The sequence below is a fragment of the Corallococcus sp. CA053C genome, from assembly GCF_003611675.1.
Classification (GTDB): Bacteria; Myxococcota; Myxococcia; order Myxococcales; family Myxococcaceae; genus Corallococcus.
This window is the reverse complement of record NZ_RAWA01000017.1, coordinates 40368-57863: the sequence shown is the minus strand read 5'-3', so window position 1 is coordinate 57863 and position 17496 is coordinate 40368. Positions and strand designations below refer to the sequence as shown.

The following is a 17496-nucleotide window of genomic DNA, read 5'->3' as shown; positions in this document are numbered from 1 at the left end:
CGGTGGGGACGGGCAGGGGGCGGGGCCAGGCGTTGCGTTCGAGCTCGGTCGAGAGCGACAGGCGGGAGAGCCGCTCATCGGGCTTCGCGAGCGCGGAGGTCAGCAGCGTCTGGAGGTGCTCCAGCATGCGCCGGGCCGTGGACGCGTCGAACAGCTCGGTGGCGTACTCCAGCGCGCCGTGCACGCCCGCGGGCCCCTCCGACAGGATGAGCGTCAGGTCCGACAGCGTGGTGCCCCACTGCACCGGCGTGCCGGGCACCTCTACGATGGAGGTGCGCACGCCCATCGTGTCCTGCGAGTCGACGCTGGAGACAGCGTTGCTGTGGTAGACGAAGACGGTGTCGGCCATGCGGTCGCGGCCGATGTCCTTGCCCGGGACGAGCTGCTCCACCAGGTACTCGAACGGCACGTCCGGGCGCGCCTGCGCGTCCGCCACTTCCTGGCGCACGCGCTCCAGCAGCTCACGGAAGGTCGGGTCGCCCGCGAGGCTGGTGCGGAACGCCGCCGAGTGCGCCACGTAGCCGATGAGCGACAGCAGCTCCGGCCGCGTGCGGTTGGCGATGGGCGTCCCGACGATGATGTCCGTCTGCCCCGTGTAGCGGTGCAGGAGCACGTTCCATGCGGCGAGCACCGTCATGTAGCCGGTGAAGCCCTCGCGCTTGCCGAAGGACACCAGCTCCCGGGCGAGCGCCTGCGGGAACGCCACGCTCATGCGCTCCGACGTCAGCGGGCACTTCTCCGGACGCGGCCGGTCCGTGGGCACGCCCAGCTGGCGCGGCATGCCCGCGAGCCGGGTGCGCCACCACTGCTCCTGCTCCGGCACCAGGTGCTCGGCGATGGTGCGGCGCTGCCACGCGCCGAAGTCCGCGTACTGCACCGTCAGCGGCGCCAGCGGCGAAGGCTTGCCCTGGCGGAAGGCGCCATAGAGCTGGCTCAGCTCGTGGATGAAGATGGCGATGGACAGCGTGTCGCAGACGACGTGGTGGATGCAGACGAGCAGCAGGTGCACGTTCTCCGCCTGCCGCAGCAGCGTCGTGCGCAGCACGGGTCCGTTCACCAGATCGAAGGGCCGCGCCGCGTCCTCACGGGCCAGTCGCAGGGCTTCGGCTTCGCGCTCCTCGGGCGTGCCGGTGAGCTCCACGCGCTCCAGCGGGATGCGCACGTGCGCGTGGAATCGCTGCACGGGGCGACCGTCCACGAGGTCGTAGGTGGTCCGCAGCGCTTCGTGGCGGCGGACGATCTCCTGGATGGCGCGCTCCAGGGGCTCCAGGGCCGCGTCGCCTTCCAGCTTGAGGACGACGGGGATGTTGTAGGCGGAGAGGCCGGGCAGGTGCTGCTCCAGCCGCCACACGCGCTCCTGCACGAAGGACAGGGGCAGCTCGCCCGTGCGCGGCAGGGCCTCCAGGGGCAGCTCGCGTGTCTGCGTCGCTGCGGGTGCCTGGCTCAACATCGGCTCGATGCGCGCGGCGATGCCGGCCACCGTGGGGGCTTCGAACAGGGCCGCGAGGGGAACCTGCACGCCGAAGGTGTCGCGCAGCTGGTTGAGGAGCTGCGCGGCCATCAGCGAGTTGCCGCCAATCTCCAGGAAGTTGTCATCGCGGCCGACGAACTCCAGCGCCAGACGCTCGCGCCAGAGCGCGGCCACGCGCTCCTCGATGTCACCTCGCGGCGCGTCCGCACGCGCGGGGGCGCCCGATGCGGCGGGGAGGCTCACGGGGACCAGGGCCGCCGGTGCCTGCGCGGGGACCACCGTGCGCGCGGACACCTCTCCCACGGGAGCGGCGAGGGTGCCCTGCGAAGACGGTGAGACGGTGACGATGGGGGCCGCCGCCACCTGCGCCTGCCCGGGCGCATGCGGTGGCGCCGTCCGCGCCTGTGCAGGCGGGTTTGCCCCGGGGACCGAGCCTTGTGCTTGGGCCGCGGTCCACGCGGACGTGGACGCGGGAGCGGACAGGGCTCCCTGCGCCTGGGGCGGGAGCGGCGCGGCGGCCGGTGCGATGGCCGTGGGCGCAGCGGTGCGCGAGGCCTCCACCCAGACGCGCTTGCGCTGGAACGGGTACGTGGGCAGGTGGATTCGCAGGCGCTGCTCGTGGGCGTAGAACGCCTTCCAGTCCAGCGCGAGGCCGGTGGTCCACAGCTCGCCCATCGACGCCATCAGCCCCGCGTGTTCGGGCGTGGTGCTTCCGCGCTTGAGCGAGGGCACGGCCTTCACGCGGTCCTTGTCCTGGCCCAGGCACGCACGCATCAGCGGGGTGAGGTCCTGTCCCGGCCCCACCTCCAGCAGCACGCTGCAACCCTCTTCCAGCAGCGCGCCCACGGAGTCGGTGAAGCGCACCGGCTGGCGCATCTGATCCGCCCAGTAGCGCGGCGCGTTCAGCTCGCCCGGGCGGACCCAGGTGCCGGTGAGTCCGGAGACGTAGCGCACCGTCGGCTCGGCGCGGCCCATCGAGCCCACCACCTTCGCCAGCTCGGGCATCAGCGGTTCCACGTCCGACGAGTGGAACGCATGCGGCGCGGGCATGCGCACCGAACCCGCGTTGCGGCGCTTCAGCTCCTCTTGCAGCCGCTCGATCTCCTCCACCGGCCCGGAGACGACGCACCGGTCCGGAGAGTTGTGGGCGGCCAGCGTCAGGCGGCCCGTCAAGAGCGGCACCACCTGTGCCTCGGACAGCGCGACCGCGAGCATCGCGCCCGGCGGCATGCTGTGCATCAGCGCCCCGCGAGTCACCGCGAGCTTCAGCGCGTCCTCCAGCGACAGCACGCCGGCCACGCACGCGGCCGCGTACTCACCGAAGCTGTGACCCATGACGGCGTAGGGCCTCACGCCCCAGTCCATCCACATCCGCGCCAGTGACACTTCCACGGCGAAGAGGGCGGGCAGCGCGACGCGCGTATCCGCCAGCAGCGCGGACTCCGGAGCCTGCGGGCCGGGAGTGGCCTGGAGCAGGGTGGTGACGCGCTCGCGCAGCGGGGCCTCCAGGAGCGCGAGGCACGCGTCCAGGTGCTTGCGGAAGGCGGGCTCGGCTTCGTACAGCTCGCGGCCCATGCCCACCTGCTGGGCACCCTGGCCGGGGAACACGAACGCCACGCGGCGACGGCGCGCGGCCTCCGCGTCCTTCACCGTCACCGGCGTGTACGGCTTGCGCAGCTGCTTCGCGAGGTCCGCCGCGTCACGTGCCACCACGGTGCGCCGGTGGTCGAACCCCTTGCGGCCCACCGCGTGCGTGAAGGCCACGTCCGCCATGGACAGGTCCGCGCGGGCTTCCGCGTGCGACGCGAGCCGCTGGGACGCCGCCTCCAGCGCCTCGGGCGTGCGCGCCGAGAGCAGGACGACCTGGTGGGACCGCGTGGTGGAACCGCTGTGCGACATGGGTGCTTCCTCGAGCACGGCGTGGGCGTTGGTGCCGCCGACGCCGAAGGAGCTGACGGCGGCGCGACGCGGGGTCTCGCCCGCCGGCCAGGGCCGAAGGGTGGTGTTGACGAAGAAGGGGCCCGCGTCGAAGTCGATCTGCGGGTTGGCCTTCTCGAAGTGCAGGCTGGGGGGAATCTCCCCGTGGTGCAGCGCGAGCGCGGCCTTCATCAGGCCCGCGAGCCCGGCCACCGTGTCCAGGTGGCCCATGTTGGTCTTCAGCGACGCGAGCGCGATGGTGCCCTTGTGCTCCGGGCCCAGGCCGTAGGCGCGCTGGAGCGCCGCGACCTCAATCGGGTCTCCCAGCGGCGTGGCCGTGCCGTGCGCCTCCACGTAGCCGATGTCCTTCGGCTGCACGCCCGCGCGCGACAGCGCCTGCGTGATGACGGAGGACTGGCCCTGCACGCTCGGCGCGGTGAAGCCGGACTTGTCGCGCCCGTCGTTGTTCGTCGCCGTGGCGCGGATGACGGCGTAGATGGAGTCGCCGTCCCGCACCGCGTCGTCCAGCCGCTTGAGCACCACCGCGGCCACGCCGTTGCCGGAGATGGTGCCCTTCGCCTTCGCGTCGAACGCGCGGCAGTGTCCGTCCGGAGAGAAGATCAACCCCTCCTGATAGACGTAGCCCGTGCGCTGGGCCGCGCTCAGGCGCGTGGCGCCCGCGATGGCCACGTCCGACAGCCCCGCCAGCAGGTTCTGGCAGGCGAGGTGCGCCGCCACGAGCCCCGTGGAGCACGCGGTGTACACGAGCGTGCTCTCACCTCGCAGGCCCAGCTTCCAGGACGTCTTCTGCGCGAGGCTCTGGTGCGTCGCGGTGCCGTACAGCTCGAAGAACGCGGCCCCGTCCAGCGGCATGTTCTGCTGCACCGCCTGCGCATAGCCGGAGTCGTTCGCGCCCGCGTACAGCGAGATGTCCCCGGGGAACTGCTCCGGTTCGATGCCCGCGTCTTCAAGGGCCGCCCAGGTGCACTGGAGGAAGAGGCGCTGCTGCGGATCCGTCCACTGCGCCTCGCGCAGGGACATATCGAAGAAGGCGTGGTCGAACTGATCGATGTCGTCGAGCACGCCGCCCGCGGGGACGAAGCCCGGGTGCTGCCACAGCTCCATGCCCTCGGGCAGGCCGGGCAGGTGCTCCAGCTCCTCCGGCGTGAAGCGGGAGATGGACTCCACGCCCTCGCGCAGGTTCTTCCAGAAGTCCTCCACGGAGCCCGCGCCGGGGAAGCGGCCCGCCATGCCGATGATGGCGATGTCGGACGACCCGGACGCCTGCGGTGCGCGCGTGCGCGGAGGGGCCACGGGCGCGGACGGCGCGGGCGTGGCGGCGTTGGTGCGGCCGAGCGCACCGCCCGACTCGCGCTCCAGGCGCAGGGCGAGGCCGTGGACGGTGGGGTGCTCGAAGAGCCACACCACGGGCAGCTCGTGGTTCAGCTCCTGCCGCAGGCGCGTGGAGACGCGCACCACGGAGAGGGACGTGCCGGCCAGGTCCTCGAAGAAGTGGTCGTGCACGCCGACGCGTTCGAGGCCGAGTTCTCGGGCCCAGATGGCCGCGATCTTCTCCTCCAGTGGGTTTCCGGGCTCCACGAAGCGGCCCGTGCCGCCGGACGCGGTGGCGGTGGGCGCGGGCAGGGCCTTGCGGTCCACCTTGCCGTTGGGGTTCAGCGGCAGCGCGGACAGCACGACGAAGGCCGACGGCACCATGAACTCGGGCAGCCGCTGGCGCAGGTGCTCGCGCAGGTCCGTGGACGCGAGCGAAGTCGCGGGCGTCGCGGGGACGGCGTAGGCGACGAGCCGCTTGTCGCCGGGCACGTCCTCGCGCACCAGGACGATGGCCTCGCGCACGCCGGGCGTGGACATCACGGCGGCTTCGACCTCGGAGAGTTCGATGCGGAAGCCGCGCACCTTCACCTGCGTGTCGATGCGGCCCAGGAAGTCCACCGCGCCATCGGGGCGCCAGCGCGCCAGGTCGCCCGTGCGGTAGAGCCGCTCTCCGGGCCGGCCGCTGAACGGATCCGGCACGAAGCGCTCGGCCGACAGGTCCGGGCGCGACAGGTAGCCTCGCGCGAGGCCGTCGCCGCCGATGCACAGCTCGCCGGGCACGCCCACCGGCACCGGACGCAGGTGCGCATCCAGGATGTACACCTGCGTGTTGGAGATGGGCGGGCCAATGGGGACGCTCGTGCCCACGTCCTCCGCCCGCGTCACGCGCAGGCAGTTGGCGAAGACGGTGCCCTCGGTGGGGCCGTAGCCGTTGGTGACGGGGATGCCCAGCGTGTCGATGACCTTGCGCGTGTGCGTGGGCGAGAGGATGTCGCCAGCGGCGATCACCTGCCGCACGCCGCGCAGCATCTCCAGCCCCACGTCCACCACCTGCGAGAACAGGCCCGTGGACAGGTAGAGCGTCGTGACGCCGTGGCGCCGCAGCACGCTGCCCAAGAGCTCCAGGTCCGTGGGCGGCTGGGGCGGGAAGACGGCGAGCTTGCTGCCGGTCAGCAGCGCGGCCCAGACCTCCATGGTGGAGATGTCGAAGGAGATGGGCGCCATGAGGAGGAGCGTCTCCTGGGGTCCCATGTCCACGTACTTCGCGCCGTACATCAGGCGCAGCACGCCCCGGTGTTCCACCGCCACGCCCTTGGGTCGGCCGGTGCTGCCCGACGTGAAGTCCACGTAGGCCAGGTTGCGCGGGAGCGGCCGGACGCCCGTGGGCGACGTGGGCTGTCCGTCCAGGCGCAGCTCCTCCACGAACAGGCAGGGCACCGCGTCGGACACCGGCAGGCTGGGACGCAGCGCCCGCGTGGTGAGCAACAGCCGGGGCGGTGCGTCCTCCAGCATGTACGTCAACCGCTGCGTCGGGTACGCGGCATCCAGCGGCACGTAGGCGCCACCGGCCTTGAGGATGGCCAGCAGCGACACCACGATCTCGGTGGACCGCTCCAGGCACACGCCCACCAGCGAATCCAACCCGATGCCGTTGTCGCGCAGCAGGTGGGCGAGCTGGTTCGCACGCGCATCGAGCTGTGCGTAGGTCAGGCGCTCGTCCGCGAACTCGAGCGCGATGGCGTCCGGACGCAGGGCGACCTGGTGCTCGAACAGCTCCGGGATGGAACCCTCGCGCGGGTAGTCCACGTCGGTGGCGTTCCAGTCCACCAGGAGCTGCTGACGCTCGGGCGGCGTGAGCCACTCCAGCGTGGACAGCGGTGCCTCCGGCGCGGAGACGATGGACTCCAGCAACCGGCGCAGGTGGCCCGCCATGCGGACCGCCGTGGCGTGCTCGAACAAGTCGGTGCTGTATTCGAGGACGCCGCGCAGGCCGTCGGGAGACTCGGAGAGCAACAGCCCCAGGTCGAAGCGGGCCGTGGCGTTCTCCACCTCCACCGGGCGCAGCGTGAGGCCCGGGGCCTTCAGCTCGCCCTGCGGCGCGTTCTGCAGCGCGAGGATGACCTGCACCAGCGGGTTGCGGCTCAGGTCGCGCTGGGGCTGGAGCTCCTCGACGAGCTTCTCGAACGGGAGGTCCTGGTGCTCGTAGGCCGCGAGCGTGGTGTCGCGCACCTGGGAGAGCAGCGCGCGGAAGGAGTCCTTCGCGTGGACGCGCCCGCGCAGCACCAGCGTGTTGACGAAGAAGCCGACCAGCCCCTCCAGCTCACCGTGGCGACGGCCCGCGACGGGCGACCCGACGAGCAGCTCTTCCTGGCGCGTGTACCGGGACAGGAGCACCTGCCACGCGGCGAGCAGCGCCATGAACGGCGTGGCGTTCTCCTGCCGCGCGAGTGACAGCAGCCGCTGCGTCAGCTCCAGCGGCAGGTGCACGGGCAGCAGTCCACCGCGCGAGGAGCGCAGGGCTGGACGGGGCTTGTCGGTGAGCAGCTCCAGGACGCGCGGCGCCCCGGCGAGGTGCTCCTTCCACCACGTCACCTCCTGGGCGAGCACGTCGCCCTGGAGCCACTGGCGCTGCCACGCGGCGAAGTCGGCGTACTGCACCGGCAGCGGCGGCAGCGACGGCGTCGTCCCGGTGGAGAAGGCCGCGTAGCCGGTGGCCACCTCGCGCACGAGCACGCCCATGGACCAGCCGTCGGAGACGACGTGGTGCATGTTGAGCAGCAGGACGTGGAGCTTCGCGTCCAGGCGCAAGAGGCGCGTGCGCAGCAGCGGGCCCGTGCCCAGGTCGAACGCCGCGCCGGCTTCCTCCGCGGACACGCGGTGCGCCTCGGCCTCGCGGTCCCCGGACGGCAGCGACTCCAAGTCGGTGAGGGGGAGCGTCCACGTGGAGGCCGGGTGGACGCGCTGGATGGGCTGGCCGTCCTTCAGCGCGAAGGTGGTGCGCAGGGACTCGTGGCGCGCGACCAGGTGCTCCAGGGCGCGGCGGAGGGACTCGACGTCCAGCGTGCCTTCCAGCCGGACCGCGACGGGAATGTTGTACTGGCTGCCGCCGGGCTGGAGCTGATCCACCACCCACAGCCGCTGCTGGGAGAAGGACAGGGGCAGGTCCGCGTCGCGGCGCACCGGGCGCAGCGGCGGAAGCTGGGACGTCGTCGCGCGGGAGAGCAGCAGCGCCTCCACGTGCCCGGTGAGGCGGGCGACGGTGGACGCGTCGAAGAGCGTGCGCAGCGGCAGCTCCACGCCGAAGGTGGAGCGCACGCGCGAGACGAGCTGCGTGGCCAGCAGCGAGTGGCCTCCCAGCGCGAAGAAGTCGTCGTGCAGCCCCACGCGCTCCACGTTCAGCAGCTCGCTGAAGAGGGCGGCGATGCGCTGCTGGAAGAGGGTCAGGCTCTCCGGCGCGGCGGGCGTGGACGCGGTGGCGAGGGCGCGGGCATCCGGTGCCGGCAGCGCGTGGCGATCCAGCTTCCCGTTGGGCGTCAACGGCAGCGCGGGCAGCGACACGAAGGCCGACGGCACCATGTGCGCGGGCAGCCGTTCGCTGAGGAAGGCGCGCAGCGCCGCGGTGTCCGGTTCCGGAGCCGTGGGCACCACGTAGGCCACGAGGCGGTGGTCGCCCGGGGACTGCTCGCGCACCAGCACCACGGCTTCACGCACCTGCGGGTGCTGGAGGAGGAAGGCCTCCACCTCCGCCGGTTCAATGCGGAAGCCGCGCAGCTTCACCTGCGCATCCACGCGGCCCACGAAGTCGAGCGTGCCGTGGGCATTCCAACGTGCGCGGTCACCCGTGCGGTAGAGCCGCGCTCCGGGCACGTTGCTGAAGGCGTCGGGCACGAAGCGCTCGGCCGTCAGGGCGGGCTGCCCCAGGTAGCCTCGCGCGAGTCCGACGCCGCCCAGGTACAGCTCCCCGGGGACGCCGGTGGGGACGGGCTGGCCGTGGGCATCCAGCACGTAGGCGCGCATGCGCGTCAGCGGGCCGCCGATGGGGATGGAGGTGGCATCGGCCGGCAGGCCCGCGACCTCCTGCGACGTGGAGCAGACGGTGGCCTCGGTGGGGCCGTAGAGGTTCACCAGATGCTGGGGACCCTGCGCGCCAACCACCTGGAGCGCCGCGCGTGCATCCGCCTTCTCTCCGCCGAAGAAGAGGTAGCGCATGCCCGCGAAGGCGGACGGCACCTCGCGCGCGACCTGGTGGAAGAGGGCCGTGGTGAGCAGGGCCGTGGTGACGCCCTGGTCCTTCAGGCGCTTCGCCAGCGCTCGCGGCGACAGCGTCACGTCGCGCGGGATGACGGCCAGCCTTGCGCCATTGAGCAGCGCGCCCCAGATTTCAAAGGTGGCCGCGTCGAACGACGGCGTGCCCACCTGGGCCATGCAGTCCGTGGGGCGCAGGTCCACGTAGTCCGTGTCCCGCACGAGGTGGACGATGGACCGGTGGGTGATGCCCACGCCCTTCGGCAGGCCGGTGGAGCCGGAGGTGTAGAGGACGTAGGCGAGCTGATCCGCCGCGACGCGAGGACCCTGGGGCACCTGCGTGGACAGACGTGCGAGCACCGGCGCGTCCGAGTCCAGGCACACCGTGGGGAGCGTGTGCTCCGGCAGCGAGTCGCGCAGGGACTGCTGCGTCACCACCGCCGACACGGCGGAGTCCTGGAACATGAAGGCCAGGCGCTGCCGGGGATAGGCGGGCTCCAGCGGCACGTAGCAGCCGCCGGCCTTGAGGATGCCCAGCAGACCGACCATCAGGTCCAGCCCGCGCTCCACGCACAGCCCGACGCGCGCCTCCGGCGGGAGGCCGAGCGAGCGAAGGTGGTTCGCGAGCTGGTTGGCGCGTGCGTCCAGCGCCGCGTACGTGAGGGTCTGGCCCTCGTGCTCGACGGCCACGGCGTCCGGGGCGCGGCGGGCGTGCGACTCGAAGAGGCTCGGGAGGGTGTCCTCCACGGGGACGGTGGAGCGCGTCGCGTTCCACTCCACGAGCACGCGCTGACGCTCCGCGCCCGCGAGGAGCGAGAGCGTGGACACCGGCGCGTCCGGACGGGCGCAGAGCGCGTCGAGCAGGACGCCGTAGTGCTCCATCATCCGGCGGACGGTGGACGCGTCGAACAGGTCGGTGCCGTAGCCGACGGAGCCGGTGAAGCCCTCGGCCGTCTCCTGGAAGTTGAGGTCCAGGTCGAACTTCGCGGTGGTGGCCTCGGCTTCACGCAGCTTGAGGCTCAGGCCGGGCAGCTCCAGCGCGCCCACGTGCGCGTTCTGCAGCGCGAAGGACACCTGGAACAAGGGCGAGCGGCTGGCGTCGCGTTGCGGCTGGAGCGCTTCGACGAGCTTCTCGAAGGGGACGTCCTGGTGCTCGTACGCGGCGAGGGTGGACCGCTTCACCTGACGCAGCAGGGTGCGGAAGGAAGCGCGGGAATCAATGCGCGCGCGCAGGACGAGCGAGTTGACGAAGAAGCCGATGAGGCCTTCGGTCTCCGCGCGGTTGCGATTGGCGATGGGTGCGCCAACCGAGACGTCCTGCTGGCCGGAGTAGCGCGAGAGCAGGAGCTGGAAGGAGGCCAGCAGCACCATGAAGGGCGTGGCGCCTTCCTGCTGCGCCAGGGTCTTGAGGGTGCTGGAGACAGACGAAGACAGCGAGACCGGGAGCGACGCGCCCCGGAAGGACTGCACCGCGGGACGGGGCCGGTCGGTGGGCAGCTCCAGCGCGGCGGGCGCACCGGCAAGCTGCTGGCGCCAGAAGTCGAGCTGCGCTTCGAGCACGTCCCCCTGGAGCCACTGTCGCTGCCAGACCGCGAAGTCGGCGTACTGCACCGGCAACGCGGGGAGGTTCGGAGTCTGACCCGTGGTGAACGCGCGGTAGAGCGCGGCGAACTCGCGCACCATGACGCCCACGGACCAACCGTCCGAGGCGATGTGGTGGGTGAGCACCACCAGCACGTGCTGCTTCGCCTCCAGGCGCACGAGCACGGCGCGGAAGAGCGGACCCCGCGACAGGTCGAACGGACGCGACGCATGCTCGGCGATGAGGCTGCGCAGGCGGAGCTCACGCTCGGACGCCGACAGGGACCCCAGGTCGATGCGTTCGAAGGCGCACGGAGCAGGCGGCGCGATGCGCTGTACGGGGCCGCTCGGGCCCGGAGCGAAGGTCGTGCGAAGCACCTCGTGACGGCGCACCAGCGCATCCAACGCCTGCTGGAGCGCGGCGGCGTCGAGGTCTCCCTCCAGGTGGAGGACACCCGGGACGTTGTAGACGGTGCTGCCGGGTTCGAGCTGATCCAGGAACCACAGCCGCTGCTGCGCGAAGGAGAGCGGCAGGGCGCCATCGCGCGACACCGGCACCATCGGCGGAGCCCGTGGCGCGAGGGACTGCGTGCGCACGGCATCGATGCGTCCGGCGAGCGCTTCGAGCGTGGGAGCCTCGAAGAGCGCGCGCAGGGGCAGCTCCACGCCGAAGGCAGCGCGGAGGCGGGAGACGAGCTGCGTGGCCAGGAGCGAGTGGCCACCCAATGCGAAGAAGTCGTCTCCGGCGCCCACCGAGTCGAGCTTCAGCACGTCGGCCCAGAGGGTCGCGAGCTGGCGTTCGGTGTCCGTCTCGAGCGCACGCGACGCGGCGCGCACCACGGAGCCGGCGTCGGGCGCGGGCAGGGCCTTGCGGTCCACCTTGTTGTTGGCGTTGAGCGGCAGCGCGTCCATGAGGACGAAGGCCGCGGGCACCATGTACTCGGGCAGGTGCTGCTTGAGCGTGGTGCGCAGCGTGTCCGGCGTGGGCGCTTCAGTGCCCTGTGTGAGCGGAGCCGGGACCACGTACGCGACGAGGCGCTTGTCTCCAGGGCTGTCCTCGCGCACGAGGACGATGGCTTCGCGGACGCCGGGCACCTGGCGCAGGACGGTTTCAATCTCGCCCGGCTCGATGCGGAAGCCGCGCAGCTTCACCTGGAAGTCGGTGCGGCCCAGGAAGTCGAGCGCCCCGTCGGCCAGCCAGCGCACCTTGTCGCCGGTGCGGTAGAGGCGCGCGCCGGGAGTGGTGCCGAAGGGATCCGGCAGGAAGCGTTCGGCCGTGAGCGCCGGCTGCTGGAGGTAGCCCCACGCGAGCCCTTCGCCACCGACGTACAGCTCGCCGGGCACGCCCACGGGTACGGGTTGCAGCTCCGGATCCAGCACGTAGGCCGTGGAGTTGGAGATGGACCGGCCGATGGGCAGCGAACCGCCGACGGGCGTTCCGGGCTCCAGGGGCTGGCTGGTGGAGAACGTGGTGTTCTCCGTGGGCCCGTAGACGTGGAAGAAGCGCGTGCCCGGGCGCATGTGCAGCAGGTGCTCGCGAGCGCGCGCGAGGGGCATGGCTTCGCCGCCGGCCATGAGCTGGGACACGTTCGCCAGGGCTTCGGGCTCGTGCTGCACCAGTTGGGCGAAGAGGGCGGTCGTGATGAAGAGGGAGGAGACGCGGTGGTGCCGCAGCAGCTCGGCGACCTCTTCGAGCGACAGCGCGTGCGGAGGCGGCAGCACCAGCCGCGCGCCGTGGAGCAGCGGACCCCACAGCTCCAGGGTGGAGGCGTCGAAGGCGACGGGGGCCAACTGGAGGAAGACCTCTTGCGGCCCGAAGCGCAGGAAGGTGTTGTCACGCACCAGCCGCGTGACGGCGCGCTGGGGAATGCAGACACCCTTCGGCCGGCCCGTGGAGCCGGACGTGAACATCACGTAGGCCAGGCTGTCGCCGCCCACGCCCGGGACGTCCAGCGCGGAGTACGCCTTCGACGCGAGCCGCGCGCGCCAATCCGCGTCGAAGCAGAACGTCGAGCGGAAGAGGGGCGACAGGGACGCGGTGAACCGCTCCTGCGTGAGGAGCAGGTTGGCGCCGACGTCCTGGATCATCAGGGCCAGGCGCTCATGCGGGAGGGACGCGTCCAGCGGGACGTAGGCGCCCCCCGCCTTGAGGATGGCCAGGATGGAGACGACCAGCTCGAACGAACGCTCCAGCGAGAGGGCAACGCTGGAGCCATGCCCGACACCGAGGCTCCGGAGCTGATGCCCGAGCTGGTTCGAGAGCGAGTCGAGCTGCGAGTACGTCAGCTCGCGGTTGCCCTGCACGAGGGCGATGGCGTCCGGGCTGAGCGAGGCCTGCCGTGAGAAGAGGGCAGCCAGGGACGGCTCGCGCGGATAGTCGCGGGCCGTGGCGTTCCAGTCCACGAGCACGCGCTGGCGCTCATCGCCGGTCAGCAGCGAGAGCGTGGACAGCGGCGCGTCCGGCCGGGCGCAGAGCGCGGCCAGCAACACGCCGTAGTGCTCCATCATCCGGCGAACGGTGGACGCGTCGAACAGGTCGGTGCTGTAGCCGATGGAGCCGGCGAGGCCCTCGGTCGTCTCCTGGAAGTTGAGGTCCAGGTCGAACTTCGCGGTGGCCGTCTCCGGCTCGCGCAGGCTCAGGCGCAGGCCGGGCAGCTCCATCACGCCCATGGGCGCGTTCTGCAGCGCGAAGATGACCTGGAACAGCGGTGAACGGCTCAGGTCGCGCTGGGGCTGGAGCGCTTCGACGAGCTTCTCGAAGGGGACGTCCTGGTGCTCATAGGCGGCGAGCGTGGACTGCTTCACCTGACGCAGCAGGGCCCGGAAGGAAGCGCGGGAATCAATGCGCGCACGCAGGACGAGCGAGTTGACGAAGAATCCGATGAGGCCTTCGGTCTCCGCGCGGTTGCGATTGGCGATGGGCGCGCCAACAGAGACATCCTGCTGGCCGGAGTAGCGCGAGAGCAGGAGCTGGAACGAGGCCAGCAGCACCATGAACGGCGTGGCGCCTTCCTGCTGCGCCAGGGCCTGCACCGGATCCACGACGGCGCGGGGCAGGAGGACCGGAAGCGACGCGCCCCGGAAGGACTGCACCGCGGGACGGGGCCGGTCGGTGGGCAACTCCAAGGCCGCGGGCGCACCCGCGAGCTGCTGGCGCCAGAAGTCGAGCTGCGCTTCGAGCGCGTCCCCCTGCAACCACTGTCGCTGCCACACCGCGAAGTCGGCGTACTGCACCGGCAGCGGGGGCAGGTTCGGGGCCTGTTCGGTGAAGAACGCGCGGTAGAGCGCGGCCAGCTCGCGCACCATCACGCCGAGGGACCAACCGTCCGACACGATGTGGTGCAGCGTCACGAGCAGCGCATGCCGCGTGGGCTCCAGCCGCAGCAGGGTGGCCCGCAGCACGGGGCCGTTCTTCAGGTCGAACGGGCGCAGGGCCTCTTTGGTGGCGAGGCGCCGGGCCTCGGTCTCGCGCGCTTCGGGGGACAGGTGCGCGAGGTCGATGACGGGCAGCTCCGTCAGCCCCGTGGCGTGGATGACCTGGACGGGGGAGTCGCCGTCGGGCGGGAAGGTGGTGCGCAGGACTTCGTGGCGTTCCACCAGGGCACGCAGGCTCTGTTCGAGCGCCTTCGGGTCAAGCTCTCCCTCCAGCCACACCACGCCGGGCACGTTGTAGAAGGCGCTGTCGGGCTGGAGCTGATCCAGGAACCACAGGCGCTGCTGCGAGAACGACAGCGGCAGGGCGCCCTCACGCGACACCCGCACCAGGGGCGGTGCCTGCTTCGTGGCGTCGGTGTTGGCGGAGTCCAGGCGCGCGGCCAGGGCGGCGAGGGTCGGGGCCTCGAAGACCGCGCGCAGCGGCAGCTCCACGTCGAAGACGGCGCGCACGCGGGAGACGAGCTGGGTGACCCGCAGCGAGTGGCCACCGAGCGCGAAGAAGTCGTCCTCCGCGTTCACCGCGCCCAGGTTCAGCACCTCCGTCCAGAGCCCGGCGAGACGGCGCTCGGTGTCGGTGGAGGGCGGGCGCGAGGGGACGCGCACCACGGCGCTCGCGTCGGGCGTGGGCAGGGCCCTGCGGTCCACCTTGCCGTTGGCGTTGAGCGGCAGCGCCTCCAGCAGCATGAAGGCCGCGGGCACCATGTACTCGGGGACCCGCTGGCGCAGGTGCTCCCGAAGCTCGGACGGGGAGGGGTGGGTGGTATCCGGCCCGGCCGGGACCACGTACGCGACGAGGCGCTTGTCGCCAGGGACATCCTCGCGCACGAGGACGATGGCTTCGCGGACGCCGGGCACCTGGCGCACGGCGGCTTCGACCTCGCCGGGCTCGATGCGGAAGCCGCGCAGCTTCACCTGGAAGTCGGTGCGGCCCAGGAAGTCCAACGTGCCGTCGGCACGCCAGCGCACCGAGTCTCCCGTGCGGTAGAGGCGCGCGCCCGGCGTGGTACTGAAGGGATGCGGGACGAAGCGTTCGGCCGTCAGCGTCGGTTGGTGCAGGTAGCCCCACGCGAGGCCTTCGCCGCCGACGTACAGCTCGCCGGGCACGCCCACGGGCACGGGCCGCAGCGTCGCGTCCAGCACATACGCCGTGGAGTTGGCGATGGGACGACCGATGGGCACCGCGGCCGCCAGCGTGTCCGTGGGCCGCACGGTGTGGGTCGTGGAGAACGTCGTGTTCTCCGTGGGGCCGTAGCCGTTGATCAGCACGGCCTGGGCGGGAACCCGAGCCAGGTGCTCACGCACCCGGAGGACAGGCAGCACGTCACCGCCCGCGAGCACCTGGGGCACGGTCGCCAGGGCGTCGGGGTGGTGCAGGACCATCTGCTCGAAGAGGGCCGCCGTCAGCCAGAGGGTGGTGACGTGGTGGTGGCGCAGCAGCTCCGCCACCTCGGACAGCGAGAGGTCCTGCGCGGGCGCGAGCACCAGGTGGGCGCCGTGCAGCAGCGCGCCCCACAGCTCCAGCGTGGAAGCGTCGAACGCGGCGGGGGCCAGCTGGAGGAAGACCTCCTTCGGCCCGAAGCGCATGAAGCCGTTGCCGCGCACCAGGCGCACGACGGCGCGGTGGGGCACGCACACGCCCTTGGGGCGGCCCGTGGAGCCGGACGTGAACATCACGTAGGCGAGGCTGTCGCCGCCCACGCCCGGGACGTCCAGCGCGGAGTCCGGCCGCGAGGCGAGCTGTGCACGCCAGTCCGCGTCCAGGCAGAGTGTCGCAGGGACGAGCGGGGAGAGCGTGTCCGCGAATCGCTCGCGGGTGATCAGCAGACGTGCCCCGACATCCTGGAGCATCAGCGCCAGACGCTCGCGCGGATGCGAGACCTCCAGCGGGACATAGGCCGCGCCCGCCTTGAGGATGGCGAGCAGGGACACCACCAGTTCGAAGGAGCGCTCCAGGCCCAGGACGACGAAGTCACCGGGGCGGACTCCCAGCTCCTGGATCCGCCGGGCCAGCTGGTTGGAGAGCGCATCGAGCTGCGCGTAGGTGAGCGACTGCCCCTGGAAGGAGAGGGCGATGGCGTCGGGCGTCCCGCGGGCCTGGGCCTCGAAGAGCGAGGGGAGGCTCTCCGACGCCGGGAACTCCGCGCGGGTGTCGTTCCAGGCGTGCAGGACCTGCTGCCGCTCCTCGGGCGTGAGCAGCGTGACGTCCGCGAGCCGCGCCTCCGGTGCTCCGACGATGGACTCCAGCAACGTGGCGACGTGGCCCAGCATCCGCTGGACCGTGGCCGCGTCGAAGCGGGCCTTGTCGTAGGTGAGTTGCAACTCCAGGTCCGTGGCGTCCGGCAGCACCACGAAACTCAACGGATAGCCGGTGCGCGCGTGCGTGCGCGAGAAGCCGTCCACCGGCAGCCGCGCCGTCATCTCCGGCGCGAGCCCGCGACGCGGCAGGTTCTCGAAGATGACCAGGCTCTCGAAGAGCGGCTGGCCGCGGGGCACGTCGCTCCAGCCCTGCACGTCCACCAGCGACACGTATTCGTAGTCACGCGCGGCGAACTGCTCCGCTTGCAGCGCCTTCAGCCACGACAGCACCGACGCGTCCGAAGGCAGCCGCACGCGGCTCACCTGCGTGTTGATGAACGTGCCCAGCATGCTGTCCACGCCGGGCAGCGAGGGCGGACGTCCGGACACGACCGTGCCGAAGGCCACGTCGTCCTGTCCGCTGTACCGGCCCAACGTCAGCGCCCACGCGCCCTGCACCAGCGTGCTCAACGTCACCTGGTACTGGCGCGTGAACGTCGCCAGCCGACCGCTCAGCCCCGCACCGGGACGCAGGGACTGGGTGCCGTACGCCTCCACCTCCGTGCCGGGCGCGGACGGACGGTCCACCGCGAGCGGCGTGGCGGCGCGGAAGCCCCCCAGCCGTTCACGCCAGAAGCGCTCCGCCTGTCCCCGGTCCTGCTTCGACAACCAGCCGATGTAGTCGCGGTAGGGACGTGCCGGCTCCAGCTTCGGCTCCTCGCCCCGGCTGAGCGCGTCGTAGGTGAGGAACAGCTCCCGCATGCACACGGGCAGCGACCAGCCATCCATCACCAGGTGGTGGTAGCTGAGCATGCACCGCGTGAGCGCGGGCCCGCAGCGCACCAGCGTGAAGCGCAGGAGCGGCGCCGCGGACAGGTTGAAGCCCTCGCGCTGATCCTGCTCCAGGCGGGCCGCGAAGCGCGCTTCCTGCGCCTCGGGCGGCACCTGGGTCCAGTCCTCCAGACGCCACGTCGGCTCGATGAGTCGGCGCACCGCCTGGAGGGGTTCCTTCATGCCTTCCCAGAAGAACGCCGTGCGCAGGGGCGTGTGGCGCCCCACCATCCGCTGCCACGCCTGTTGGAGCGTGGGCACGTCCAGCTCACCGCGCCAGGACCAGTAGACCTGTTCCACGTAGGTGCCCGGCGCGCCGAGCGTGTGGAACAGCAGGCCCTGCTGCATGGGCGAGAGACGGTAGATGTCGTCGACGTTCTTCATGG

At 71.8% G+C, this 17496-nt stretch carries 1 protein-coding gene; it reads right to left on the bottom strand.

Translation table 11 applies throughout. The features are described 5' to 3' along the window. A partial coding sequence (locus D7V97_RS03945) for a non-ribosomal peptide synthase/polyketide synthase (protein ID WP_120609239.1) occupies positions 1-17494 on the bottom strand: 17494 nt, incomplete at its 3' end. Positions 17495-17496: the final 2 nt, after the last annotated feature.